This window comes from Pseudomonas fluorescens (assembly GCF_002022275.1).
Lineage (GTDB): Bacteria > Pseudomonadota > Gammaproteobacteria > Pseudomonadales > Pseudomonadaceae > Aquipseudomonas > Aquipseudomonas fluorescens_AJ.
Genome location: NZ_MSDF01000021.1, coordinates 184911 through 210492 on the forward strand (window position 1 = coordinate 184911; position 25582 = coordinate 210492).

The following is a 25582-nucleotide window of genomic DNA, read 5'->3' on the forward strand; positions in this document are numbered from 1 at the left end:
CTTCGGCCTTCCTTCGCTTTCCCCGGCGGCTCGGACCGCTTTAACGCAGACTTCTAGGGTTTTTCATGACGCGCTACATATTCGTCACGGGCGGTGTTGTTTCTTCATTGGGGAAAGGCATTGCCTCCGCTTCATTGGCGGCCATCCTGGAGGCGCGGGGACTTAAGGTCACCATGCTCAAGCTGGACCCGTACATCAACGTTGACCCGGGCACCATGAGCCCGTTCCAGCACGGTGAAGTGTTCGTCACACACGACGGCGCCGAGACCGACCTGGACCTGGGCCACTACGAGCGGTTCATCCGCACGACCATGACCCAGAACAACAACTTCACCACCGGCCGTGTCTACGAGCACGTGCTGCGCAAAGAGCGCCGTGGTGACTACCTGGGTGCAACCATCCAGGTGATTCCGCACATCACCGACGAAATCAAGCGCCGCATCATCAAGGGTGCAGGCGATGCCGACGTGGCGATGGTCGAGATTGGTGGCACCGTGGGTGACATCGAGTCCCAACCGTTCCTCGAAGCCATCCGCCAGCTGCGTTTCGAAGTCGGCGCCAAGCGCGCGATGCTGATGCACCTCACTTTGGTGCCGTACATCGCCACTGCCGGCGAAACCAAAACCAAGCCTACCCAGCACTCGGTCAAGGAACTGCGTTCCATCGGCCTGCAGCCGGACGTGCTGGTGTGCCGCTCCGATCATCCAATCGACATTTCCTCGCGTCGCAAGATCGCGCAATTCACCAACGTTGAAGAACGTGCGGTGATCGCGCTCGAAGACGCCGACACCATCTACAAAATCCCGGGCATCCTGCACTCGCAAGGCCTGGACGATTTTGTGGTCGAGCGTTTCGGCCTGCAATGCAACGGCGCGGACCTGTCCGAGTGGGAAGCGGTGGTTGACGCCAAGCTCAACCCTGAGCACGAAGTCACCATCGCCATGGTCGGCAAGTACATGGAGCTGCTGGACGCGTACAAGTCGCTGATCGAAGCGATGAGCCACGCCGGTATCAGCAACCGCACCAAGGTCAACCTGCGCTACATCGATTCCGAAGACATCGAGAACCAGGGCACAGCCTTGCTCGAAGGCGTTGATGCGATCCTCGTCCCAGGCGGTTTCGGCCTGCGCGGCGTGGAAGGCAAGATCACTGCTGTGCAATACGCCCGTGAAAACAAGGTGCCGTACCTGGGTATCTGCCTGGGCATGCAGGTGGCCGTTATCGAGTTCGCCCGTAACGTGCTGGGCTGGAAAGACGCCAACTCCACCGAGTTCGATCACACCAGCGGCCACCCGGTCGTGGGCCTGATCACCGAGTGGGAAGATGCCACCGGCGCCGTCGAAACCCGTACCGAAACCTCCGACCTGGGCGGCACCATGCGCCTTGGTGCGCAAGACTGCCTGCTGGAGCCGGGTTCGCTGGTTCACGATTGCTACGGCAAGGACGTGATCGTCGAGCGTCACCGTCACCGCTATGAAGTGAACAACAACCTGCTGCCGCAGATCAAAGAAGCCGGCCTGAAAATCTCCGGTCGCTCCGGTGACGGCAAGCTGGTTGAAGTGGTCGAGGCGCCGGATCATCCGTGGTTCGTGGCCTGCCAGTTCCACCCTGAGTTCACCTCGACCCCGCGCGACGGTCACCCGTTGTTCAGCGGTTTCGTTAAAGCTGCACTGACGCAACATCAGAAGAAGGCGTAAACCTGATGGCCCAGAAGATCATTCGCGTAGGCGACATCGAGATTGCCAACGACAAGCCCATGGTGCTGTTTGGCGGCATGAACGTGCTGGAAAGCCGCGACATGGCGATGCAGGTCTGTGAAGAGTACGTCAAGGTCACCGAGAAACTCGGTATTCCTTACGTATTCAAGGCCAGCTTCGACAAGGCCAACCGTTCGTCCGTGACCTCCTATCGCGGCCCGGGCCTTGAAGAAGGCATGCGGATCTTCCAGGACATCAAGCAAGCCTTCGGCGTGCCAATCATCACCGACGTCCACGAGCCTGAGCAGGCTGCCGTGGTCGCCGAGGTGTGCGACATCATCCAGTTGCCGGCCTTCCTGTCGCGCCAGACCGACCTCGTCGTCGCCATGGCCAAGACCGGCGCGGTGATCAATATCAAGAAAGCCCAGTTCCTCGCGCCCCAGGAAATGAAACACATCCTGAACAAATGCGTGGAAGCGGGTAACGACCAGTTGATCCTCTGCGAGCGCGGCTCGAGCTTCGGCTACAACAACCTCGTGGTGGACATGCTCGGTTTCGGCATCATGAAACAGTTCGAATACCCGGTGTTCTTCGACGTGACCCACGCGCTGCAAATGCCCGGTGGTCGCGCCGATTCGGCGGGCGGGCGGCGTGCCCAGGTACTGGACCTGGCCAAGGCCGGCCTCAGCCAGTCGCTGGCGGGCCTGTTCCTGGAAGCCCACCCGGACCCGGACAACGCCAAATGCGACGGCCCATGCGCCCTGCGCCTGGACAAGCTGGAGCCATTCCTGGCCCAGTTGAAGCAGTTGGACGAACTGGTCAAGAGTTTTCCGACGGTAGAGACCGCGTAAGCCGCGTTTCTCCGGTAGACTTTCCCTCGTTTTACGCTCAGGCCTGCGGGCCTGAGCCTTGTCGCCTGCAAGCCTGCCCCGTTGTTCCACCCTTGCGGTCGGTCAAAAGATTTCCTTCAGCTGCGTCGTTTTCGTCAACTTTGGAGTGTTTACAACAATGGCAAAAATCGTCGACATCAAAGGTCGTGAAGTTCTCGACTCCCGTGGCAACCCCACCGTCGAAGCCGACGTGCTTCTCGATAACGGCATCATCGGCAGCGCCTGCGCGCCGTCCGGTGCTTCTACCGGTTCGCGCGAAGCGCTGGAACTGCGTGATGGCGACAAGAGCCGTTACCTGGGCAAAGGTGTACTCAAGGCCGTAGCCAACATCAACGGCCCGATCCGTGACCTGTTGCTGGGCAAGGACCCGCTGGACCAGAAAGCCCTGGACCACGCGATGATCAAGCTCGACAACACCGAAAACAAAGGCAGCCTGGGCGCCAACGCCATCCTCGCCGTGTCCCTGGCCGCTGCCAAGGCTGCTGCACAGGACCAGGACCTGCCGCTGTACGCCCACATCGCCAACCTGAACGGCACCCCGGGTGTGTACTCGATGCCGGTTCCGATGATGAACATCATCAACGGTGGCGAGCACGCTGATAACAACGTCGACATCCAGGAATTCATGGTGCAGCCGGTTGGCGCCAAGACCTTCTCCGAAGGCCTGCGCATGGGCACCGAGATTTTCCATCACCTCAAAGCTGTGCTGAAGGCTCGTGGCCTGAGCACTGCAGTCGGTGACGAAGGTGGTTTTGCACCGAACCTGGCGTCCAACGAAGACGCACTGAAAGTGATCTCGGAAGCGGTGGCCAACGCTGGCTACAAGCTGGGCACCGACGTGACCCTGGCCCTGGATTGCGCGGCCAGCGAGTTCTACGATGACGGTAAATACAACCTGGCCGGTGAAGGCCACGTGTTCACCTCTGAAGGTTTCGCTGATTACCTGAAAGGCCTGACCGAGCGTTACCCGATCATCTCCATCGAAGATGGCCTGGATGAGTCCGACTGGGCAGGCTGGAAAGTCTTGACCGACAAGATCGGCGAGAAAATCCAGTTGGTCGGCGACGATTTGTTCGTGACCAACACCAAGATCCTGAAAGAAGGCATCGACAAAAAGATCGCCAACTCGATCCTGATCAAGTTCAACCAGATCGGCACCCTGACCGAAACCCTGGAAGCCATCCAGATGGCCAAGGCCGCGGGCTACACCGCCGTGATCTCCCACCGCTCCGGCGAAACCGAAGACTCGACCATTGCCGACTTGGCCGTAGGCACCTCGGCGGGCCAGATCAAGACCGGTTCCCTGTGCCGTTCCGACCGCGTTTCCAAGTACAACCAATTGCTGCGTATCGAAGAGCAACTGGCAGGTAAAGCCAAGTACAACGGCCGCAGCGAGTTTCGCGGCTGATCGCTACTGGATGGAAAGGCATGGTAAAAAGTCTGCGGATTGCGTCGGAAAAAACACAACGGTGTGTATTTCGACGCTAATCTGATGGCTATCAAGCACAAGCCTGGTTCTTCCAGGCTTCGTGCTATCAGTTGCTGCAAAAGTTTTGCATGGCTGTCTTTTTTTACTGGATACCCGGATTTCGATGCGCAGTCCCAATTGGTTGTTCCTCGTCTTGCTCTTGTTGCTGGCTGGCCTGCAGTACCGCCTATGGGTCGGTAATGGCAGCTTTGCGCAGGTCAAAGAGCTGACCCAGCAAATTGCCGACCAGCACGCCGAAAACGAGATTCTGCTGGAGCGTAATCGCGTCCTCGACGCCGAAGTGCTTGAGCTGAAAAAAGGTACGGAGACCGTTGAAGAGCGGGCTCGCCATGAGTTGGGCATGGTCAAGGACGGCGAAACCCTTTACCAGTTGGCCCAATGATCGATTCTCTGCCGGCCTTCTGGGCCGTGATTCCTGCCGCGGGCGTTGGTGCCCGTATGGCCGCGGACCGTCCCAAGCAGTATTTGCAACTGGGCGGGCGCACCATTCTCGAACACAGCCTCGGCTGTTTTCTCGGCCACCCCTCGCTTAAGGGCTTGGTGGTCAGTCTTGCTATCGATGATCCCTATTGGCCGAACCTGGCGTGCGCCAACGACCCGCGTATTGTGCGTGCAGACGGCGGCGACGAGCGCTCGGGTTCGGTGCTAAACGCGCTGCTGCAACTCAACGCTCTGGGCGCCGGCGACGATGACTGGGTGCTGGTGCACGACGCGGCGCGGCCCAACCTGAGCCGCGATGACCTCGACAAACTGCTGGCAGAGCTGGCGGATGATCCGGTCGGAGGCCTGCTGGCCGTTCCTGCTCGCGACACCCTCAAGCGCGTCGATAAGCACGGCCGTGTGGTAGAAACCGTGGATCGCAGTGTGATCTGGCAGGCCTACACGCCGCAGATGTTCCGCCTCGGTGCCTTGCACCGCGCGTTGGCCGACAGCCTGGTGGCGGATGCGGTGATTACCGATGAGGCTTCGGCGATGGAATGGTCCGGCCAGGCGCCGCGATTGATTGAAGGGCGTTCGGACAATATCAAAGTGACCCGGCCGGAAGATCTGGAGTGGTTGCGGTTGCGGTGGGCTAACCGGCAGTAGTCGGTTAAACCGCGTTGGCTTCATCGCAGGCAAGCCAGCTCCCACATTTGACTGAGTTGTTTGAGGAAAAGGTGATCAACTGTGGGAGCTGGCTTGCCTGCGATGAGGCCCGCCCGGGCATCCCATCATCAACGGCTGTACTCCGGCCGCTCCGCCAACCCCACCTTCAAAAAATCCACCAGCTTGCGCACCTTCGGCGACAAATGCCGCTGCTGCGGATACAACGCCCACACCGCCGTGTTCGGCGGCTGATGCGCCTCCAGCAACGACACCAATGCGCCACTGTGCAAGTGTTCCAGCACGTAATAATCCGGCAACTGGCACAACCCAGCCCCCTGCAGCGCGGCATCCAGCACCGCCTGCCCGCTGTTGCACCGCCAGTTTCCCTGCACCCGCTGGGAAAACTCGCGCCCGTCCTGGGCCAGTTGCCAGATATCCGAGCTGCCGATCAGGCAGTTATGCCGACTCAATTCCGACAAGCTATGTGGCCGCCCGTACCGCTCAAGGTAGGACGGCGACGCGCACAGATACATGCGCCTGGGCGCGAGGCGACTGGCAACCATGCGTGAGTCTTGCAGGCGTCCGAGGCGAATCGCCAGGTCGAGGCCCTCGTGTACAAGGTCCAGCTGGCGATTACTCAGCTCGATATCCACACGCAATTGCGGGTAGAGCCCCATGAATCGCGTCACCAGCGGCACGATAAACCGCTCGCCGTAAGCCACGGCGCAGGTCATGCGCAACATGCCCTTGGGTTCGCTGGTGAGGTCGCCGACTGCGCGTAGCGCTTCTTCGCGGCCGTCCTGCAGGCGCTGGCAATGCTGCAGGAAGGTTTGGCCGGCTTCGGTCAGGGTCACCTTGCGGGTACTGCGATACAGCAGTCGCGTTTGCAAGCGTTCTTCGAGGCGCGCCACCTGCCGGCTGATGTGCGACGAAGACACCCCCAGCCGCTCGGCCGCTGCCGTGAACTGGCTGCATTCGGCAACCGCCACGAACTCATCGATGCCTTCCCAGCGGTTCTCCAGCATGGTGATTATCCCTGTACAGCAATAAAGTTTTGCTTTCGTCTGGATTATTCATCAGTCAGCCATGTTTTACACTCACCGCCTCAGTTTTTAACTCCCTGGAGAAACCCGGATGATCAAGTCCCGCGCCGCCGTAGCCTTCGAAGCCAAGAAGCCCCTCGAGATTGTTGAAGTGGACGTGGCCATGCCCAAGGCAGGCGAAGTGCTGTTGCGGGTGGTCGCGTCCGGCGTGTGCCATACCGACGCCTACACCCTGTCGGGCGCAGACCCGGAAGGCATCTTCCCGTCGATCCTTGGCCATGAAGGCGGGGCGGTGGTTGAAGCGATCGGCGAGGGCGTCACCTCGGTGGCCGTCGGTGACCACGTAATCCCGCTCTATACCCCGGAATGCGGCAAGTGCAAATTCTGCCTGTCGGGCAAGACCAACCTGTGCCAGGCCATCCGTTCGACCCAAGGCAAAGGCTTGATGCCCGATGGCACCACGCGTTTCTCCTACAAGGGGCAGCCGATTTTCCATTACATGGGCACCTCGACGTTCTCCGAGTACACCGTGTTGCCGGAAATTTCCGTGGCCAAAATTCCTAAAGATGCACCGCTGGAAAAAGTCTGCCTGCTGGGTTGCGGCGTCACCACCGGCATTGGCGCCGTGATCAACACCGCCAAGGTCAAGCCGGGCGACACCGTGGCCATCTTCGGTTTGGGCGGCATCGGCCTGTCGGCGGTGATCGGCGCGGTCAAGGCCAAGGCCGGTCGCATTATTGCCATCGACATCAACCCGGCCAAGTTCGAGATTGCCAAGCAACTGGGCGCTACCGACTGCATCAACCCGAAAGACTACGATCGCCCAATCCAGGACGTGATCGTCGACCTCACCGACGGCGGTGTCGACTTCTCCTTCGAATGCATCGGCAACGTGCAACTGATGCGCGCCGCTCTTGAGTGCTGCCACAAAGGCTGGGGCGAGTCGGTGATCATCGGTGTTGCCGGTGCAGGCCAGGAAATCGCCACCCGTCCGTTCCAGTTGGTCACCGGTCGCGTCTGGCGCGGTTCGGCGTTTGGTGGCGTGCGCGGGCGTACCGAATTGCCAAGCTATGTGGAAATGGCCCAGACCGGCGAGATCCCGCTGGACACGTTCATCACCCACACCATGGGCCTGGAAGACATCAACAAAGCGTTTGATCTGATGCATGAAGGCAAGAGCATTCGTACCGTCATCCACTTCTGAGGTCGGCCATGAGTCTGGAAAACCTGTCGTGCCAGAAGAGCTTCGGTGGCTGGCATAAACGCTACAAACATCATTCCGATGTGCTGGGTTGCGACATGACCTTCGCCGTGTACCTGCCGCCGCAAGCGGAGCAGGGCGGTAAGCTCCCGGTGCTGTACTGGCTGTCCGGTTTGACCTGCACCGATGAAAACTTCATGCAGAAGGCTGGCGCCCATCGCATGGCTGCCGAATTGGGCTTGATCATCGTCGCGCCGGACACCAGCCCGCGTGGGCCGGGTGTGCCGGATGATCCGGAAAGCGCTTATGACTTCGGCCTGGGCGCGGGTTTTTACCTGAATGCCACCCAGGAACCTTGGGCCAAGCACTATCGGATGCATGACTACGTGGTGCAGGAATTGCCTGCTTTGGTTGAAGCGCATTTCCCTGCTTCAGACAAACGTGGCATCAGCGGCCACTCCATGGGCGGGCATGGCGCGCTGGTGTGCGCCTTGCGCAACCCTGGGCGTTACCAGTCGGTGTCGGCGTTTTCGCCGATCAACAACCCGATGGATTGCCCGTGGGGCCAGAAAGCTTTTTCCCGCTACTTGGGTGAGGAGCGCTCGAAATGGCGCGAGTGGGATGCCTGTGTGCTGATAGGCGAGGCCTCGGAAAAGCTGCCATTGCTGGTGGACCAGGGTGATCGTGATGATTTCCTTGCCGTGCAACTCAAGCCCGAAGCCCTGCAACAAGCGGCCAAGGCGGCGGGCCATCCGCTGGAACTGCGCCTGCAGCCGGGCTATGACCACAGCTACTTCTTTATCGCCAGCTTCATCGAAGACCATTTGCGACACCATGGCCGTGCTTTGCTCGGTTAATGTGAGGCAAAAGTAGGTAGAATCACGCCCTGAATTAAATCGGGGCGTTTTTTTATGCGTATTGGCCACGGCTACGATGTGCACCGTTTCGCCGAAGGCGACTTCATTACCCTTGGCGGCGTGCGCATCTCGCACCACCACGGGTTGCTGGCTCATTCCGATGGCGACGTCGTGTTGCATGCCTTGAGCGATGCCTTGCTCGGCGCGGCCGCGTTGGGTGACATCGGCAAGCACTTCCCGGACACCGACCCCACCTTCAAGGGCGCGGACAGCCGTGTCCTGCTGCGTCATGTGGTCGGTCTGATTCACGCCAAGGGCTGGAAAGTCGGCAACGTCGACAACACCATCGTCGCCCAGGCACCAAAAATGGCCCCGCATATCGAATCGATGCGCGCACTGATTGCCGCCGACCTGCAAATTGAATTGGATCAAGTCAACGTGAAAGCCACCACCACCGAAAAGCTCGGGTTTACCGGTCGTGAAGAGGGCATCGCGGTGCACTCCGTCGCGTTGTTGCTGCGCGCATGAATGATTTGGAATTGTTGGGCCCGCGTGCCTATGGCGACGCTTTGGGCAGCGCGGTACTGAAGGCGACGGCTGAAGATTTTCAGGTCGATGAAGTGCTGGATATTCCGCTGACTGGCGACGGTGAGCACTTGTGGCTGTGGGTGGAGAAGCGCGGTCTGAACACCGAAGAGGCGGCGCGGCGCATCGCCAAGGCCGCCGGCGTACCGTTGCGGACCGTCAGCTATGCCGGGCTCAAGGACCGCCAGGCGCTGACCCGCCAGTGGTTCAGCGTGCAGCTGCCTGGCAAGGCCGACCCGGACATGAGCGGCGCGGAAAACGACACCCTCAAGATTCTCAAAATGGCTCGCCACAAGCGCAAGCTGCAGCGTGGCGCACATTCGGCCAACGGTTTCACGTTGCGCCTGACCCAGTTCGCCGGTGATGCCTCGGCCATCGATGCGCGCTTGGCGCTGATTGCCAAACACGGCATTCCCAACTATTTCGGTGCCCAGCGCTTCGGGCACAACGGCGGCAATGTCGTGGACGCCCGCGAATGGGCCGCCCGCAAGGCGTTGCCGGAGCAGCGCAATGTGCGTTCGCGGCTGCTGTCCACCGCGCGCAGTTTCCTGTTCAACAAAGTCCTGGCGGCACGGGTTGCCGACGGGTCCTGGCAGCGGGCGCAAGTGGGCGACCTGCTGGCCTTTACCGACAGCCGCAGTTTTTTCCCGGCGGGCGAGGCTGAGTGCAGCGACCCGCGTCTGGCGATTCTGGACCTGCACCCCACCGGGCCGCAGTGGGGCGAGGGTGACTCGCCGGCGTCCGGGGCGACCCATGCGCTTGAGCAGGCAGTGGCTGCCAGTGAAGCCGACCTGCGCGATTGGCTGGTGAATGCCGGCATGAGCCAGGAGCGTCGCATTCTGCGACTGCCCATTGGCGGGTTGACGTGGCATTATCCCGGGCCTGACATTCTGCAATTGGAATTCGTCCTGCCGGCCGGATGCTTCGCCACTGTCTTGGTGCGCGAGCTTGTTGATCTGGTGCCGGTGGGGCAGACGGACAGCCCATGCGTATTCTGATATCAAATGATGATGGGGTGACCGCCCCCGGCCTTGCTGCGCTTCATGCTGCGCTGCAGGATTATGCCGAGTGCGTGGTGGTCGCCCCCGACCAGGACAAAAGCGGCGCCAGCAGTTCGCTGACGCTCGACCGTCCGCTGCACCCGCAGGTTCTGGCCAACGGCTTTATCAGCGTGAACGGTACGCCCACCGACTGTGTTCATCTGGCCATTAATAGCTTGTTGGAGCAGGAACCGGACATCGTGGTGTCGGGTATCAACCTCGGCGCCAACCTGGGCGATGACGTGTTGTATTCCGGCACGGTAGCGGCGGCGCTGGAAGGGCGCTTCCTCGGCCGTACTGCGTTCGCCTTTTCCTTTGCTTCGCGGCAACTGGATAACCTGGCGACGGCGGCGTATTTCGCGCGCAAGCTGGTGGAGGCTCACGGCTCCCTGAACTTGCCGCCGCGCACGGTGCTTAACGTCAATGTTCCCAATTTGCCCCTTGACCATATTCGCGGCATCCAGCTGACGCGCCTGGGGCATCGTGCCCGTGCGGCTGCGCCGTTGAAGGTGGTCGATCCGCGTGGCAAGGAAGGTTACTGGATCGCCGCAGCGGGCGATGCCGAAGACGGCGGCCCCGGCACGGACTTTCATGCGGTGATGCAAGGTTATGTTTCGATTACCCCGTTGCAGCTTGATCGCACCTTCAGTGATGCCTTCAGTAGCCTCGATGGCTGGCTTGAGGGGCTGCGTTGATGGGGCGTGAACAAGACGAGATGCTGCGCCGTGGCATCGGCATGACCTCCCAGCGTACCCGCGAGCGTTTGATTCAGCGTCTGTACGAGGAAGGCTTGTCCAACGCTCAGGTGCTGGAAGTCATCCGGCGCACGCCTCGCCACCTGTTTGTCGATGAAGCCCTTGCGCACCGTGCTTACGAAGACACCGCGTTGCCCATCGGCCACAACCAGACCATCTCCCAGCCTTATATGGTGGCGCGCATGAGCGAGCTGCTGTTGGCGGCGGGGCCGTTGGACAAGGTGCTGGAGATCGGCACAGGTTCCGGCTACCAGACCGCCGTGCTGTCGCAACTGGTGGAGCGGGTGTTCTCGGTGGAGCGCATCAAGGTCCTGCAGGACCGCGCCAAGGAGCGCCTGGTGGAGTTGAACCTGCGCAATGTGGTGTTCCGCTGGGGGGATGGCTGGGAAGGCTGGCCGGCGCTGGCGCCTTATAACGGCATTATCGTCACCGCTGTGGCCACCGATGTACCCCAGGCGTTGCTGGACCAACTGGCTCCTGGCGGCCGGCTGGTCATCCCGGTGGGCTCCGGCGAAGTGCAACAATTGATGCTCATTATCCGTGAGGAAGAAGGCTTTTCACGGCACGTACTGGGCGCCGTGCGATTCGTACCGTTGCTCAACGGCCCGCTGGCCTGATCATTTGTTCGCGGGCAGTGAATTCTGCTGGCGGGGATGTGTCTTACGGCGGGGTCAGTTGAGTCAACATGATCGGCGATGAGTTTTAAACACGATGAATTTTTCGTTTCAGTCGTGTGCCGGTAAAAAGCCAATGCCCAGTTATACTTGCGACATATTTCAAGCCTGGTACAGGCGTTCATGTTCAGCCACCACAAAGGGAGCGGCGGGTGAGTCTCACAGGTCTTGCGCAGCGTATGAGTAAAACAAGTTTTCAGCGACTGGTGCTTGGCCTTGTCTTGAGTTCCGTATTGGTGGGTTGCTCCAGTTCGCCATCCAGTGGCGCCAGGGTTGTCGATCGCAGTAACAGCAGCGCCGTGCCTCAGAAACCCACCGTGACCACCGGGCAATATGTGGTCCGCAAAGGCGACACGATGTTCTCCATCGCCTTCCGTTATGGCTGGGATTACAAGGCACTCGCAACTCGTAACAATATTCCTGTGCCGTATACGATACATCCTGGCCAAACCATTCGGTTCGACGGGCGCACCGGTTCTGCGCCTGTGGCAGTTGTGACAAATACCGGATCTTCGCCCTCGTCTTCGAGCAAAACCACGATCATCACCCGGCCTGCAGGCACCGCCGCGCCTACGGTTGCGAGCAAGCCGGCACCCGCGCCGTTGCCACCTGCAGGGCCTGCGCCGACCGGTTGGGGATGGCCTTCGAACGGTGTATTAATTGGAAAATTCTCTTCAAACGGTAGTTTGAATAAAGGCATTGATATCGCCGGGGATTTGGGACAGCCTGTTTTAGCTGCGTCTGATGGGACAGTGGTGTACGCCGGGAGTGGTTTACGGGGCTACGGCGAGCTGGTCATCATCAAACACAGCGATACCTACGTCAGTGCTTACGGCCACAACCGTAGGCTGTTGGTTCGGGAGGGGCAGCAGGTCAAAGTCGGACAGACAATTGCCGAAATGGGGTCAACGGGTACAGACCGGGTGAAACTGCACTTTGAGATTCGCCGCCAAGGGAAACCTGTAGATCCGCTGCAATTCCTGCCCCGTCGTTGATGTGTTGCACAGCCTGTTCCCTCACGTAGAAGGAACAGGCTCCAGCGTTGCCAAGGATAAAGGCGCCGCTTGAGCTTGAGGTCGAACTCACCAAAGGACTATAACAATGGCTCTCAGTAAAGAAGCGCCGGAGTTTGACATCGACGATGAGGTTCTCCTTGAAATGGAGATTCTCACCGAAAAGGAATCGATGTCGAATGATGAAGGGTCTGCTGCACCTTCAGTTCGCACCAAATCCAAGAACTCCACCGCATTAAAGCAACACAAGTACATTGACTACACGCGGGCGCTAGACGCGACCCAGCTGTACCTCAATGAAATCGGCTTTTCCCCTCTGCTGACCCCCGAAGAAGAAGTCCATTTTGCGCGCTTGTCGCAAAAGGGCGATCCGGCTGGGCGCAAGCGCATGATTGAGAGCAACCTGCGTCTGGTGGTGAAAATCGCCCGCCGCTATGTCAATCGTGGCCTGTCTCTGTTGGACCTGATCGAGGAAGGCAACCTGGGCTTGATCCGGGCGGTGGAGAAGTTCGACCCTGAGCGGGGCTTCCGCTTCTCCACGTATGCCACCTGGTGGATTCGCCAGACCATCGAACGGGCGATCATGAATCAGACCCGCACGATCCGGTTGCCGATCCACGTGGTCAAAGAGCTTAACGTCTACCTGCGGGCAGCGCGTGAGCTTACTCAAAAACTCGATCATGAACCTTCGCCTGAAGAAATCGCCAACCTGCTGGAAAAACCGGTAGGGGAGGTCAAGCGTATGCTCGGCCTGAACGAGCGTGTGTCTTCGGTCGATGTCTCGCTGGGTCCGGATTCGGATAAAACCTTGCTGGACACCCTGACGGATGATCGTCCAACAGACCCTTGTGAGCTGTTGCAGGACGATGATCTTTCCCAAAGCATTGACCAGTGGCTGTCGGAGCTCACGGACAAGCAGCGTGAGGTGGTGATTCGCCGCTTCGGCCTGCGTGGCCATGAGAGCAGCACCCTGGAGGATGTAGGCCTGGAGATTGGCCTGACCCGTGAACGGGTGCGGCAGATTCAGGTGGAGGGCCTCAAGCGCTTGCGTGAGATCCTTGAGAAGAATGGCTTGTCGAGTGAGTCGTTGTTCCAGTAACGACGCGTAAGCAGGCATGAAAACGCCCGGTGCATGAAGATGCACCGGGCGTTTTGCTGTTCGCTGATCGTTCCCACGCTCTGCGTCAGGCCTTGGGACGCAGAGCGTCCCTGGCTGCATTCCCACGCAGAGCATGGGAACGATCGGCATAAAAAAACCCCGCTTTTAAGGGCGGGGTTTTTTCGACTAAGTCAGTACAAGTTAGATAACTTGAACTTCTTCAGCTTGCATGCCTTTCTGACCGCGGGTAGCGATGAAAGAAACCTGTTGGCCTTCTTTCAGGCTTTTGAAGCCGTCGGATTGGATAGCTTTGAAGTGAACGAACAGGTCGTCACCGGATTGTGGAGTGATGAAGCCGAAGCCTTTTTCATCGTTGAACCACTTAACGGTACCAGTTTGGCGATTAGACATGGTGTATCTCCTTGGACAAAGTTAACTGCGACTCAGGAAAAGCCCTGGCCGAGACTGAGTGCAAAGAGCAGGAAAAATTCTTGGAGATGGTTGGATCGAAATTCAACATATCGTGTAGAGATTCTCAGTGACACAAGCAGCACAGTGGCGCCACCTTAACCCTTTTTCCGGAACGTGCCAATGGTATTTCCGAAGGTTTCTCTATTTTCGTGACTGGCGGTGGTATTTACGGTCACTGCGAGCGGTAAGCCGGGTCCCGGCCCCACTGGCTGTGGCTTATAGAGGGCCGCGCATTCATCAAGAAATCCCCCGCGCCCTTTGAACCCCAACGCCGGCCCCGGTAAGATGCCAGACAGAATTTTTCCACCTCGCTATTCAGGACACCCGCCATGAGCATCAAATCGGACAAGTGGATTCGCCGCATGGCGCAAGAACACGGCATGATCGAACCCTTCGTAGAGCGCCAAATTCGTGGCGAAGGCGCTGCCCCGGTGATTTCCTACGGTGTGTCCAGTTATGGCTACGACGTGCGTTGTGCCGATGAATTCAAGGTGTTCACCAACATCAATTCGGCCATTGTCGACCCGAAGAACTTCGACGAAAAGAGCTTCGTCGACGTCAAAAGCGACGTGTGCATCATCCCGCCAAACTCCTTCGCCCTGGCGCGCACCGTTGAATTCTTTCGTATTCCCCGCGACGTGCTGACCATCTGCCTGGGTAAGAGCACCTACGCGCGCTGCGGCATCATCGTCAACGTGACGCCGCTTGAACCTGAGTGGGAAGGGCACGTAACCCTGGAATTCTCCAACACCACCACGTTGCCGGCCAAGATCTACGCCAACGAAGGCGTGGCGCAGATGCTGTTCCTGCAGTCCGACGAGGCCTGTGAAGTGTCCTACAAAGACCGTGCAGGCAAGTACCAGGGCCAGCGCGGCGTCACCCTCCCACGCGCTTGATCGAAAGGTCTTACACGTTAAGGGAATTTGTCTGCGGGAAGTGACTCTATTGGGTGTACTGCCTCGGCGCGTGCAAAACGCGTCGAGCCACGCTTGAGGAGTACTTATGAAGATCAACCCGCGAATCAGCGCCGAACTCGCCCGGCTTGAACCCAACCAGATTGGTGTTCTGGCCTGGTCCCTGATGGCCGATCCTGCTTATGCCGGCGGCATCCCTGGCCAACCTGACGAAGATTACCCGCAGCCCACCGAACCCGGAGTGCCGACCATTCCGGATGAGCCGCCACCTGCACCTGTCGCCTGACGCGGCTGGGCCGGTCACTGGGTCAGTCCGTCAGCGGACTGACCACACTTCCTGATCGCCGATCACATAGATCTGCCGATCGTCGCGCTGTTCTACCTGATACCCCCCGGTAAACGCACCGAACGCCGGCAGCAAGCTGACGCGTGCGCCAATCTGGAAGCACGCCAGGCGCAAGCTTTGGCGCCCTTTGCCGCGCAAGCGGTACACCGGGTGCACATGCCCGGCCAGCACATGATGGCTGGCGTGGGGATCAGGTTCATGCTGCAGCGCGAAAGGGCCCATCAGCAAGGGCTCACCGACGACCTCAATCCTCAAGTCGGCGGGTGGATCGCCTGCACGCTTATCGTGATTGCCGCGAATCAGCGTCATGGCGACATCAGGATGGCGTTCACGCCAGGCTCTGAGCGCGTTCAGCGTGCCACTGGCGTGTGAGCCCGGGCCGTGCAGGAAATCACCGAGAAAGACTACTTCCTCGCATTCAAACGCTGCCAGAAGCCGGTCCAGCTTCGACAGGTTTTCAGTGGTGGTGCCTTGCGGTACTGGCTGCCCCAGGCTGCGATAGGCCGACGCCTTGCCAAAATGCGCATCGGCAATCAACAGGCATTTGCGCGCCGGCCAGTAAACGGCCTTGTCCGCCAGCAACAGCAGCGCTTCCCCTTCAAGGGTCAGTGGGTAATGCATCAACGCTTCCCGTTATCCGCGACTTTTTCCAGATCCTTGACCATCCGCGCAATGCGCTCCGAGAGTTTTTCCGAACTCATGCTTTCACGCATCCGCTCCACCAACAGCGGGAAGGCTAGAGGCGTCGGCCGGTCGATTACATGCAGGTCCAGTTTCAGCGCCGACAAGTGGCGCAATGTCTCTTCCAGCCTGCGAATATCCAACTCCTCGCGCAGGACCTCTTCCCCCGCCTGTGTCAGCAACAGGTTCTGCGGGTCGTACTGCTTGAACACTTCAAAGAACAGCCCGCTCGAAGCCTGTACCTGCCGAGTGCTTTTCGGCGCGCCAGGGTAGCCTGCGAACACCAGGCCGGCGATGCGGGCGATTTCCCGGAAGCGACGCAGGGCCAGCTCCCCGGCGTTCAGGCTGGCGGCAACGTCCTCCAGCAGGTTGTCCGCGCTCAGCAATGCCTCGTCGAGCAAGGCCGGCCAGTCCACCAGAGTGGCACTTAACAGCTCCAGACCGTAATCATTCACGGCAATCGAAAAGGTCACCGGCTGGCGTTGACTGACCCGCCACGCCAGCAAACTCGCCAACCCCAGGTGCACCTGGCGTCCGGCGAAGGGATAGAGAAACAAGTGCCAGCCCTCCCGCGATTTCAGCGCTTCGGCCAGCAAGTGTTCGCGTGTCGGCAGGCCGGACCAGCGCAATTGCGTCTGCAACAACGGCTGCACCGCCTGCATCTCCGGGCCTTCGAAACGCCCGTGCGCTGCCGCATCGAAGCGCTCGACCACCGCCTGGGCGAGCTCATTGGAGAGCGGCATGCGCCCGCCATTCCAGCGCGGCACGGCGGCCTTCTTCGCGGTACTGCGGCGCACATAGGCGGTCATGTTTTCCACTCGCACCAGCTCCAGCAACCGCCCGGCGAATAGAAAGCCATCGCCGGGTTTGAGCCGTGCGATAAAACCTTCCTCGACACTGCCCAAATTCTTGCCGCCGCCGCCCTTGCTCCAGAATTTCAGCTGAATGCTCGCATCGCTGACGATCGTGCCGACGCTCATGCGATGGCGCCGCGCCAACCGCGCATCCGGCACGCGCCAGATGCCGTGCTCGTCGGGCTCGACCCGGCGGTAATCCGGATAGGCCGTAAGCGACAGCCCGCCATGGCGCACAAACCCCAGCGCCCAGGCCCACTCTTCATCGTTAAGGTCTTGATAGGCCCAGGCACCGCGCACTTCCGACAGCAACGCGTCAGGCGTAAACCCGCCGCCCAAGGCCATGCTCACCAAATGCTGTACGAGTACATCCAACGGCTTGTAGGGCGATTCCCGCGCTTCGATGCGTCGCTGGGCAATGGCGTCCTGGGCGGCGGCCGCTTCGATCAATTCCAGGCTGTGGGTCGGCACCAGCGTCACCCGCGACGGTCGCCCTGGTGCATGCCCTGAGCGCCCGGCGCGCTGCATCAGGCGCGCCACACCTTTGGCCGAGCCGATCTGCAATACTCGCTCCACGGGCAAAAAATCCACTCCGAGATCCAGGCTGGACGTGCACACCACGGCCTTGAGCTGACCCTCTTTCAGCGCCCGCTCCACCCAGTCGCGGGTCTCGCGCGACAGTGAACCGTGATGCAAGGCAATCAGCCCCGCCCAATCCGGGCGCGCGTCCAGTATTGCCTGATACCAGATCTCCGACTGCGCCCGCGTATTGGTAAACACCAGGCAACTGCTGCTGGAATCCACCTCGGCGACCACCTGCGGCAGCATCTTCAAACCAATATGCCCGGCCCATGGAAAGCGCTCAGTGACCGGTGGCAACAGGGTGTCGACCAGCAACTGCTTGGCGGTCTGCCCTTGCACATTGATCCCGTCACCTTGTGGGACCAATACCTCCAACGCGTGGGCCTGATTACCCAGGGTCGCGGAAATCCCCCACACCATTAATTCAGGATGCCAGCGCCGCAGCCGCGCCAGCGCCAATTGCAGTTGCACGCCGCGTTTATTGCCGATCAGTTCGTGCCACTCATCAACGATCACCATGCGCAGGTGGCCCAGGCTCACTTCGCTGTCGGCACGTGCGAGCATCAGCGTCAGGCTCTCCGGGGTAGTGACCAGCGCGGTCGGCTGGCGCCGGGTCTGGCGTGCGCGTTCGCTGCTGCTGGTGTCGCCGGTGCGCAGGCCGACACTCCAGGGAATCTGCAGCGCCTCCAATGGCGCCTCAAGGGCGCGTGCGGTGTCCGCCGCCAAGGCGCGCATTGGGGTGATCCACAGCACCGTCAACGGTTCGGCGGGTAGTTTGCGTTTGGAAGCGACAGGCGGGCGAGTGATGGCAAAACGATTGAGGGCAGCAAACCACAGAGCGTAGGTTTTACCGGCGCCAGTGCTGGCATGCAGCAAGCCGGACTGGCCGTCCTTGACCGCTGCCCACACGGCTTTCTGGAAGGCGAACGGCTTCCAGCCTTTGGCGGCAAACCATTTTTTGGCGAAGTCGACGGGTTTTGCCATTCGGCAGCTGACGCTCTGGAGGCTCTCTTTCAGAGACCCTCCAGGCGCCGCAAAGGTTTACTTCAAATTGCCACTGAGGAACTGCTGCAAACGCTCACTCTTCGGATTTCCCAGCACATCCTCAGGCGCGCCTTGTTCCTCCACCAGGCCTTTATGCAGGAACAACACCTGGCTCGACACCTTGCGCGCAAAGCTCATCTCGTGGGTCACCATGATCATGGTGCGGCCTTCCTCGGCCAGCCCCTGAATCACCTTCAGCACTTCGCCGACCAGTTCCGGGTCGAGTGCCGAGGTGGGTTCATCGAACAGCATCACCTCCGGCTCCATGGCCAAAGCACGGGCGATGGCCACCCGTTGCTGCTGGCCGCCGGACAGAAACGCCGGGTATTGATCAGCTACGCGCGCCGGTAAACCTACCTTGTCGAGGTAGCGGCGCGCGCGGTCTTCGGCGTCTTTTTTGCTGCAACCCAACACCCGGCGCGGGGCCATGGTGATGTTTTCCAGCACGCTCATGTGGCTCCACAGGTTGAAATGCTGGAACACCATCGCCAGCCGTGTGCGCAGGCGTTGCAGCTCGGCGTCGTCGGCTACGCGCATGCCGTGGCGGTCGCTGACCATGCGGATCGGCTGGCCGTCGAGGGTCATCGCGCCGTCGTTGGGGGTTTCCAGAAAGTTGATGCAGCGCAAAAAGGTACTTTTGCCCGAGCCGCTGGCGCCGATCAGGCTGATCACGTCACCGGTCTTGGCCTTGAGCGAAACACCTTTGAGCACTTCATTGTCGCCATAGCTTTTATGCAGGCCTTCAACGGTCAATTTGTACATGGGGCGTGCATCCTCAAGGCGAAAGTAGGTAGCCGCTGCGGTAGGCCTCTAAGCCTGCGACATGGCTGATGACCATCCCGGCAGTGGCCATGCGGCGCAGCGAACGGGCGTACAGCAGGCCGGCATTCTGGCAATGCACGGGCGTGACGCGGTCAGTAATGGGGTCAATGATTTCGGCGATCAGTTGCCCGGCTTGCAGGTATTCACCCGGCAGGGCGCTGAACACCAGCAGCCCGCCGACCGGCGTGGTCACAGGCTCGACGCCCGCCAGGGGCGTGGCCGGGTAGGGCAGTTCGGGCAGTGGCGCTACGTCGCCTTCTATCGCGCCGAAATGGATCAGATAATCGATGATCGCCTGGCAGTCGAGCGCCGCCAGACCGTGGTTGACGTCGCCCTGGCCGCGCAGTTCGACGGTTACCGAAAAGCTGCCCATGGGGATCGGGAAACGCTCGGCGAAACGTTGCTGCAATTGCCACCACACCAGCGTGAAACACTCATCAAAGGACTGCCCGCCGGAGTCGGTGGCGAGCAGATTGGCCTCCGAACCGATATAGCGCGCGAGCGGTTCCACCTGCGGCCAGGCCTCGGGCGTGGTGTACAGGTGTGCCACGGCTTCGAAATCGCAATGCAGGTCGAGCACCATGTCGGCATCACAGGCCAGGCGTTGCAGCACCAGGCGCTGGGATTGCAGTTGGGTGTCGGCGGTGTGCGCGGCGAGGGCGCTGACCAGTGCGGTGCGGATCAGCTCGACGTTGTGCTGCGGGTCATCCCCGAGCAAATCCTCGACCTGATTGCCCACTTCATCACTGAGGTCGACAAACAGGCGGTTGAAGTTTTGCCCACTTTCCAGCTCGTAGCGGCCCAAAGGAATGTCCATCAGCACCTGTTCCAGCCCCACCGGGTTGGCGATGGGCACCAGCACTACCTCGCTGCGCAGGCGGCCGGCTGCTTCCAGCTCCGCCAGGCGCACCTTCAAATGCCAGGCCACCAGCATGCCCGGCAATTCATCGGCATGCAGCGACGACTGGATGTAGATTTTGCCTTCAGCCAGCTCCGGGCCGAAGTGGAAACTGTGAACCTGCCGCGCCGTTCCTGGCACAGGCGCGATCAGTTCATGTACCTGATGACGCATACAAACTCCTTAATGGCTCGGCCCGAGAAAGGCCAGCCAGCGGCGCTCCGCCAAGCGAAACAAACCGACCAGAGCAAAGGTCACGGTCAGGTAGATCAGCGCGGCGATACCGAATGATTGAAAGGTCATGTAGGTGGCCGAGTTGGCATCCCGGGCGACTTTGAGAATGTCCGGCACCGTTGCGGTAAAGGCTACGGTGGTCGAGTGCAGCATCAGGATCACTTCATTGCTGTAGTAGGGCAACGAGCGGCGTAGGGCCGAGGGCATGATTACGTAGGCATACAGCTTCCAGCCAGTCAGGCCATAGGCCTTGGCTGCTTCGACTTCACCGTGAGCCATGCTGCGAATCGCGCCGGCGAAAATCTCGGTGGTGTACGCGCAGGTGTTGAGGGCAAACGCCAGAATCGTGCAGTTCATCGCGTCGCGAAAGAACGCATCCAGCACCGGCTGCGCGCGCACTGCCGCGATGCTGTAGATGCCGGTGTAGCAGATCAGCAACTGGATATAGAGCGGCGTGCCACGAAACAGGTAGGTGTAAAACTGCACCGGCCAGCGCACCCAGAATTTGCGCGAAACGCGGGCGATGGACAGCGGAATCGACACCAGAAAGCCGAACACCAGCGAGGCTGTGAGCAGCCACATCGTCATGGCCAGCCCGGTGATGTGTTGGCCGTCGCTATAAAGGAAGGGCCGCCAGTATTGCTGCAGAAGTTCGATCATCGCACGGCCTCCCGGGACCCAGCGGAGTAGCGGCGTTCAAGCCAGCGCAGGACGACGTTGGACGCGCTGGTTATCACCAGGTAGATCAACGCGGCGAGCACCAGGAAGAAAAACAGTTGATAGGTGCTCTTGCCGGCATCCTGGGCCGCTTTGACCAGGTCGGCCAGGCCGATGATCGACACCAGCGCAGTGGCCTTGAGCATCACGCACCAGTTGTTGTTAATGCCCGGCAGCGCAAAACGCATCATCTGCGGAAAGGTCACGTAGCGAAACCGCTGCCCGCGTTTGAGGCCATAGGCGGTCGCGGCTTCCAGTTGGCCACGGGGCACGGCGAGGATCGCGCCGCGGAAAGTCTCGGTGAAGTAGGCACCGTAGATGAAGCCCAGGGTGATGACCCCGGCGCTGAATGGGTCGATCTCGATGTAGTCCCATTCCATATAGTCGGTAAGGCCAGTCAGCCAGATTTGCAGGCTGTAGAAAATCAGCAGCATCAGCACCAAGTCAGGTACGCCGCGAATAAGCGTGGTGTAAATCTGCGCCGGGATGCGGATCAGGGCCACGCTGGAGAGTTTGGCACTGGCACCGAGCAGGCCGAGCAGGACGCTGACGGCCAGAGAGGCAACCGCCAGCTTCACGGTCATCCACGTACCTTGCAGCAATAGCGGACCGAACCCCTTCAGACTGAAGGCACCCAGCCCCAGGGTTTGCAAAAGATCTTCAAACATGAATTCAGGACCTGATAGCGATAAAAAAGCGCCCACCGCAAACCGGTGGGCGCCAAGGTTTTATTTACCGCTGTAAAGGTTCAGATCGCCGAAGTGTTTCTTCTGGATGGTGGCGTAGGTGCCATCATCGTGTAACGCTTTGATACCTTTATCGAGCAAGGCTTTGAGGTCTTTGTTACCTTGTTTGATACCGACCGCAGTTTTGGCTGGCAGCAGTGGGTCATCAATGGCTTTGCCGACTTCGTAGTCAGCACCGGCCGGCGACTTCAAAAAGCCCAGTTCGGCTTGCAGCATGTCTTGCACCGAAGCGTCCAGACGGCCGGAAGTCAGGTCAGCATAAACCTGGTCCTGGTTGGCGTAGGCCTTGGTGGTCACACCGGCTTTATCCAGCACGGCCTTGGCGTAGGCTTCCTGAATGGTGCCTTGCTCGTAGCCTACCGATTTGCCCTTCAGGGACTCAGGCGTGGAGTAGTTCGCGCCTTTTTTGAACACCAGAGAAGTCGGGCCGGAGAAAAGCTCGTTGGAGAAGTCGATCGCCTTTTCACGGGCTTCGGTCACGGTCATCGAGGAAATCACGCCGTCAAACTTGTTGGCGTTGAGGCCTGGAATCATGCCGTCGAAGTCACTTTCAACCCATTTGCACTTCACTTTCAGCTCGGCGCAGATCGCATTGCCCAGGTCGATATCGAAGCCTACGAGGCTGCCATCAGCGGCCTTGGATTCGAACGGCGCGTAGGAAGGATCGACACCAAAACGCAATTCCTTGTATTCCTTGGCTGTAGCGACACCAGCAGCCATGCACAGAGCCAGTGCAGAAAGGGTCAGCAATGCTTTTTTCATTATGTAATCCCTGGAAACCAAGATAAGCGCTTGTGGCGCGTTTAGGACTGTTACTGAACGGTGTCAGACGGATCACAAGTAGCAATTTCTGCACCATAGTTCCGAATGAGCGTTTTAAAAGGTGGGACAAGGGCGTTCTGAGTGTAGGAGATGCCCGAAAATGGGCATTGATTTTTCAGTGCACCATTTTGGATCCAGGTCCGGATTAAAAATGTGGGAGCTGGCTTGCCTGCGATGGCGGTGTGGCAGCCAAATCTCTCGGTCTGATCCACCGCCATCGCAGGCAAGCCAGCTCCCACATTGATTTGCAGTGTTTGGGAGGGATAGGTCAGGTTAGCAAGTCTTGCAGGGTGGCCAGATTGTCAGCTTCTTCAACATGCTTATCCTGCCGCCACCGCAACATCCGCGGAAACCGCACCGCAATCCCGCTCTTGTGGCGCTTGGACAAGGCAATCCCCTCAAACCCCAGCTCAAACACCATGCTCGGCGTCACGCTGCTGACCGGGCCGAATTTCTCCACCGTGGTTTTGCGCACAATCGCGTCGACCTTGCGCATCTCTTCGTCGGTCAGCCCTGAATACGCCTTGGCGAACGGCACCAGCGTTCGCTCGCTACCGGGCGGGCCGTCCCACACTGCAAAGGTGTAGTCGCTATACAGGCTGGCGCGCCGACCGTGGCCGCGCTGGGCGTAGATCAATACCGCATCGACGCTGAACGGGTCGACTTTCCACTTCCACCACACGCCCATGTCCTTGGTGCGACCCACGCCGTAAAGCCCGTCGCGGGCCTTGAGCATCATGCCTTCCACGCCAAGGCTGCGAGAGGCTTCGCGTTGTTGGGCCAGGTCTGCCCAACTGTTACCGGACACCAGGGGCGATGGCAGTAACACCGGCCGGTTGCACTGCGCAATCACTTGCTCAAGTCTGGCGCGACGCTCGGCCTGGGTGTGGTTGCGCCAATCGTCGCCCTGGTACTCCAGCAGGTCATAGGCGAGGACGGCGACCGGCGCATCGTCGAGGACTTTTTTGCTCAGGGTTTTACGGCCGATGCGCTGTTGCAGCAGAGCGAAGGGTTGTACCGAGTCTTTCCAGACGACGATTTCGCCGTCGATGACTGTACCGTCCGGCAAGCCCGTGACCAGACTATGCAATTCCGGAAAGCGCTCGGTGACCAGCTCCTCACCGCGTGACCAGATCCACAGCCGCCCCTCGCGCTTGACCAGTTGCGCGCGAATGCCATCCCACTTCCATTCCACCTGCCAGTCGGTGGGGGATCCGATCAGTGCATCGAACTGCTCCACGGGTTGTGACAGTCCATGAGCCAGAAAAAACGGATACGGCTGCCCGCCGCGTTGTGCATGTTCGTCGGACGATTCGGGTGCAATCAGCTTGAGATAGCCCTCAGGCGTAGGACGGTTGGACAAGTCGGTGTAGCCCACCAGTCGCTGCGCCACACGTTTGCTGTCCAGGTCCGCCATGGCGGCGAGGGCGCGGGTGACCAGCAATTTCGACACGCCCACGCGAAAGCTGCCGGTGATCAGCTTGATACACACCATCAGGCTGGGTTGATCCAGTTGCGCCCACAACGCGGGCAGGCGGTCGGCCAGTTCCAGAGGCGGCAAGCCACGCAAGGGCAGGAGTTTTTCCTCCAGCCACACGGCCAAGCCATCTTCTGAGGTGTAGGTGGATTCCGGTAAGAGCAGGGAAATGGTCTCGGCCAAATCGCCGACTGATTGATAGCTCTCTTCGAACAGCCACGGTTCGATGCCCGAAGCTTCTGTGGCCATGTCCCTGAGCAAGCGAGTCGGCACCAGTTGCCGGGGCCGCCCGCCGGATAAAAAGTACACCGCCCATGCGGCATCTTCTGGGGGCGCTTGCAGAAAGTAGGCTTGCAGCGCCGCGAGCTTCGCATTGCTGGACGTCGTGGCGTCGAGGTTGGCGTATAGCTCGGCGAACGCCTTCATGCCGTCGCCTCTTCTTCGTCATCGCCGTATTCGGTGGTGAAGCCTTGGGCGTCCAGGCCTTTTTCCCGCAGATGGCGTACCAGAACGCCTACAGAACCGTGGGTGACCATCACCCGTTCGGCGCCGGTTTGCTCAATGGCCCACAACAGGCCGGGCCAATCCGCGTGGTCCGACAGCACGAAACCGCGGTCCACCCCGCGGCGTCGGCGGGTGCCGCGCAGGCGCATCCAGCCGCTGGCGAATGCGTCGCTGTAGTCGCCAAAGCGTTTTATCCAGCTGCTGCCACCCGCCGAAGGTGGGGCGATGATCAGGGCTTGGCGCAGCAAGGGGTCGGTCTTTTTGAAGTCCCCGGCGTAAAGGGTTTCGGGAATGTAGATGCCGGCTTCGCGGTACACGCGGTTTAAGGGTTCGACGGCGCCGTGGCTGAGGATCGGGCCGATGTTGGCGTCGATGCCATGCAGGATGCGCTGGGCCTTGCCAAAGGAGTAACAGAACAACACGCTGGCTTTGCCCGCGGCGATATTTCCCTGCCACCAGTCATTGATCCCGGCAAAAATCTGCGCCTGGGGCTGCCAGCGGTAAATCGGCAGGCCAAAGGTGGATTCGGTGATAAAGGTGTGGCAACGCACCGGCTCGAAGGGCGCGCAGGTGCCATCGGGTTCGACCTTGTAATCGCCGGACGCGACCCAGACTTCGCCCTTGTATTCCAGGCGCACCTGAGCCGAACCGAGCACGTGCCCGGCGGGGTGAAAACTCAAGGTCACGCCGTGGTGCACCAGGGGTTCACCGTAGGCCAGGGTTTGCAGGTTGATGTCCTGGCCCAGGCGCGAACGCAGGATGCCTTCGCCGGGGGCAGCGGCGAGGTAATGTTGGTTGCCGGTGCGGGCGTGGTCGCCGTGGGCGTGGGTGATGACGGAGCGCTCCACCGGGCGCCAGGGGTCGATATAGAAATCACCAGCGGGGCAGTAGAGGCCTTCGGGCCGGGCGATGACAAGGTCCATGGGCGTGCCGGGGCAGTGGGCTTATCAGGTATGAGGGGAGTGAGACTTGAGAAGTTCTATCTAAATGCATGCGATCAAATGTGGGAGCTGGCTTGCCTGCGATGGCGGTGCATCAGCC

Annotated in this window: 26 protein-coding genes; 15 read left to right on the forward strand and 11 right to left on the reverse strand. The window is 60.1% G+C overall.

Annotated elements, in window-relative coordinates; genetic code table 11:
* The first annotated feature begins 65 nt into the window (after positions 1 to 65).
* The 5 genes from BFW87_RS18075 to ispD all read left to right on the forward strand — a co-directional run bounded on the left by BFW87_RS18075 (position 66) and on the right by ispD (position 5162).
* Entirely contained in the window at positions 66 to 1697 is a 1632-nt protein-coding gene (locus tag BFW87_RS18075; protein ID WP_078741105.1) for a CTP synthase, read from the forward strand.
* 5 nt (positions 1698 to 1702) lie between these two features.
* Positions 1703 to 2548, forward strand: coding sequence for a 3-deoxy-8-phosphooctulonate synthase (kdsA, locus tag BFW87_RS18080; protein ID WP_065877156.1), 846 nt, complete (start codon positions 1703 to 1705; stop codon positions 2546 to 2548).
* Positions 2549 to 2705: 157 nt separating this feature from the next.
* On the forward strand, positions 2706 to 3995 hold the full coding sequence (eno, locus tag BFW87_RS18085; RefSeq protein WP_078741106.1) for a phosphopyruvate hydratase: 1290 nt from the start codon (positions 2706 to 2708) through the stop codon (positions 3993 to 3995).
* A gap of 184 nt (positions 3996 to 4179) precedes the next feature.
* A complete protein-coding gene (gene ftsB / locus BFW87_RS18090; protein ID WP_078741107.1) occupies positions 4180 to 4458 on the forward strand; it encodes a cell division protein FtsB in 279 nt (92 codons plus the stop codon).
* The gene (gene ispD, locus BFW87_RS18095; RefSeq protein WP_078741108.1) at positions 4455 to 5162 is read left to right on the forward strand and encodes a 2-C-methyl-D-erythritol 4-phosphate cytidylyltransferase; all 708 of its coding nucleotides are present in this window, start codon (positions 4455 to 4457) and stop codon (positions 5160 to 5162) included. The genes ftsB and ispD overlap by 4 nt, the downstream gene beginning before the upstream one ends.
* A 128-nt stretch (positions 5163 to 5290) precedes the next feature.
* Here the strand turns inward: ispD and BFW87_RS18100 are convergent, their stop codons facing one another.
* Positions 5291 to 6187 (reverse strand): LysR substrate-binding domain-containing protein, encoded by an 897-nt coding sequence (locus BFW87_RS18100; protein ID WP_078741109.1) that lies wholly within the window; start codon positions 6185 to 6187, stop codon positions 5291 to 5293.
* A 109-nt stretch (positions 6188 to 6296) separates the two neighbouring features.
* Between BFW87_RS18100 and BFW87_RS18105 the strand changes: the two genes are divergently transcribed.
* From BFW87_RS18105 to rpoS, 8 genes are all read left to right on the forward strand, one after another.
* Positions 6297 to 7409 carry an S-(hydroxymethyl)glutathione dehydrogenase/class III alcohol dehydrogenase gene (locus BFW87_RS18105; protein WP_078741110.1) on the forward strand — a complete coding sequence of 371 codons (1113 nt, stop codon included), beginning with the start codon at positions 6297 to 6299 and terminating at the stop codon, positions 7407 to 7409.
* Positions 7410 to 7417: 8 nt separating this feature from the next.
* Positions 7418 to 8263, forward strand: a complete 846-nt coding sequence (gene fghA, locus BFW87_RS18110; RefSeq protein ID WP_078741111.1) for an S-formylglutathione hydrolase — start codon at positions 7418 to 7420, stop codon at positions 8261 to 8263.
* Between the two features lie 54 nt (positions 8264 to 8317).
* Complete coding sequence (gene ispF, locus BFW87_RS18115) at positions 8318 to 8791, forward strand: 2-C-methyl-D-erythritol 2,4-cyclodiphosphate synthase (protein WP_078741112.1); 474 nt, start codon at positions 8318 to 8320, stop codon at positions 8789 to 8791.
* A complete protein-coding gene (gene truD, locus BFW87_RS18120) occupies positions 8788 to 9846 on the forward strand; it encodes a tRNA pseudouridine(13) synthase TruD (protein ID WP_078741113.1) in 1059 nt (352 codons plus the stop codon). Before ispF ends, truD begins: the two co-directional genes overlap by 4 nt.
* Positions 9834 to 10583: a 5'/3'-nucleotidase SurE gene (gene surE, locus BFW87_RS18125; RefSeq protein ID WP_078741114.1), complete on the forward strand. Its 750-nt coding sequence runs from the start codon at positions 9834 to 9836 to the stop codon at positions 10581 to 10583. Before truD ends, surE begins: the two co-directional genes overlap by 13 nt.
* Positions 10584 to 10624: 41 nt before the next feature.
* Positions 10625 to 11260 carry a protein-L-isoaspartate(D-aspartate) O-methyltransferase gene (locus BFW87_RS18130; protein ID WP_010176736.1) on the forward strand — a complete coding sequence of 212 codons (636 nt, stop codon included), beginning with the start codon at positions 10625 to 10627 and terminating at the stop codon, positions 11258 to 11260.
* A 209-nt stretch (positions 11261 to 11469) separates the two neighbouring features.
* On the forward strand, positions 11470 to 12312 hold the full coding sequence (locus BFW87_RS18135; protein WP_078741116.1) for a peptidoglycan DD-metalloendopeptidase family protein: 843 nt from the start codon (positions 11470 to 11472) through the stop codon (positions 12310 to 12312).
* Between the two features lie 106 nt (positions 12313 to 12418).
* Complete coding sequence (gene rpoS, locus BFW87_RS18140; RefSeq protein ID WP_078741117.1) at positions 12419 to 13429, forward strand: RNA polymerase sigma factor RpoS; 1011 nt, start codon at positions 12419 to 12421, stop codon at positions 13427 to 13429.
* Between the two features lie 201 nt (positions 13430 to 13630).
* On the opposite strand, the gene BFW87_RS18145 is transcribed toward rpoS, so the two are convergent.
* The gene (locus BFW87_RS18145; RefSeq protein ID WP_002554837.1) at positions 13631 to 13840 is read right to left on the reverse strand and encodes a cold-shock protein; all 210 of its coding nucleotides are present in this window, start codon (positions 13838 to 13840) and stop codon (positions 13631 to 13633) included.
* A 389-nt stretch (positions 13841 to 14229) separates the two neighbouring features.
* Between BFW87_RS18145 and dcd the strand changes: the two genes are divergently transcribed.
* A complete protein-coding gene (dcd, locus tag BFW87_RS18150; RefSeq protein ID WP_017137166.1) occupies positions 14230 to 14796 on the forward strand; it encodes a dCTP deaminase in 567 nt (188 codons plus the stop codon).
* 106 nt (positions 14797 to 14902) lie between these two features.
* The gene (locus BFW87_RS18155) at positions 14903 to 15100 is read left to right on the forward strand and encodes a hypothetical protein (RefSeq protein ID WP_078741118.1); all 198 of its coding nucleotides are present in this window, start codon (positions 14903 to 14905) and stop codon (positions 15098 to 15100) included.
* A 30-nt stretch (positions 15101 to 15130) separates the two neighbouring features.
* Here BFW87_RS18155 and pdeM read toward each other — a convergent pair whose 3' ends face one another.
* The 9 genes from pdeM to BFW87_RS18200 form a co-directional block, all read right to left on the reverse strand.
* Positions 15131 to 15781, reverse strand: coding sequence for a ligase-associated DNA damage response endonuclease PdeM (pdeM, locus tag BFW87_RS18160; protein WP_078741119.1), 651 nt, complete (start codon positions 15779 to 15781; stop codon positions 15131 to 15133).
* Positions 15781 to 18261: a ligase-associated DNA damage response DEXH box helicase gene (locus BFW87_RS18165; protein WP_078741120.1), complete on the reverse strand. Its 2481-nt coding sequence runs from the start codon at positions 18259 to 18261 to the stop codon at positions 15781 to 15783. Before BFW87_RS18165 ends, pdeM begins: the two co-directional genes overlap by 1 nt.
* A 57-nt stretch (positions 18262 to 18318) precedes the next feature.
* Complete coding sequence (locus BFW87_RS18170; protein WP_012722621.1) at positions 18319 to 19083, reverse strand: ABC transporter ATP-binding protein; 765 nt, start codon at positions 19081 to 19083, stop codon at positions 18319 to 18321.
* 13 nt (positions 19084 to 19096) lie between these two features.
* Positions 19097 to 20215 (reverse strand): succinylglutamate desuccinylase/aspartoacylase family protein, encoded by a 1119-nt coding sequence (locus tag BFW87_RS18175; RefSeq protein ID WP_078741121.1) that lies wholly within the window; start codon positions 20213 to 20215, stop codon positions 19097 to 19099.
* 9 nt (positions 20216 to 20224) lie between these two features.
* Entirely contained in the window at positions 20225 to 20935 is a 711-nt protein-coding gene (locus BFW87_RS18180) for an ABC transporter permease (RefSeq protein WP_078741122.1), read from the reverse strand.
* Positions 20932 to 21660, reverse strand: coding sequence for an ABC transporter permease (locus tag BFW87_RS18185; protein ID WP_078741123.1), 729 nt, complete (start codon positions 21658 to 21660; stop codon positions 20932 to 20934). The genes BFW87_RS18180 and BFW87_RS18185 overlap by 4 nt, the downstream gene beginning before the upstream one ends.
* A 60-nt stretch (positions 21661 to 21720) precedes the next feature.
* Complete coding sequence (locus tag BFW87_RS18190) at positions 21721 to 22500, reverse strand: transporter substrate-binding domain-containing protein (protein WP_078741124.1); 780 nt, start codon at positions 22498 to 22500, stop codon at positions 21721 to 21723.
* Positions 22501 to 22828: 328 nt separating this feature from the next.
* On the reverse strand, positions 22829 to 24463 hold the full coding sequence (locus tag BFW87_RS18195) for an ATP-dependent DNA ligase (RefSeq protein WP_078741125.1): 1635 nt from the start codon (positions 24461 to 24463) through the stop codon (positions 22829 to 22831).
* Positions 24460 to 25464, reverse strand: coding sequence for a ligase-associated DNA damage response exonuclease (locus BFW87_RS18200; RefSeq protein ID WP_078741126.1), 1005 nt, complete (start codon positions 25462 to 25464; stop codon positions 24460 to 24462). The genes BFW87_RS18195 and BFW87_RS18200 overlap by 4 nt, the downstream gene beginning before the upstream one ends.
* Between the last annotated feature and the right edge of the window lie 118 nt (positions 25465 to 25582).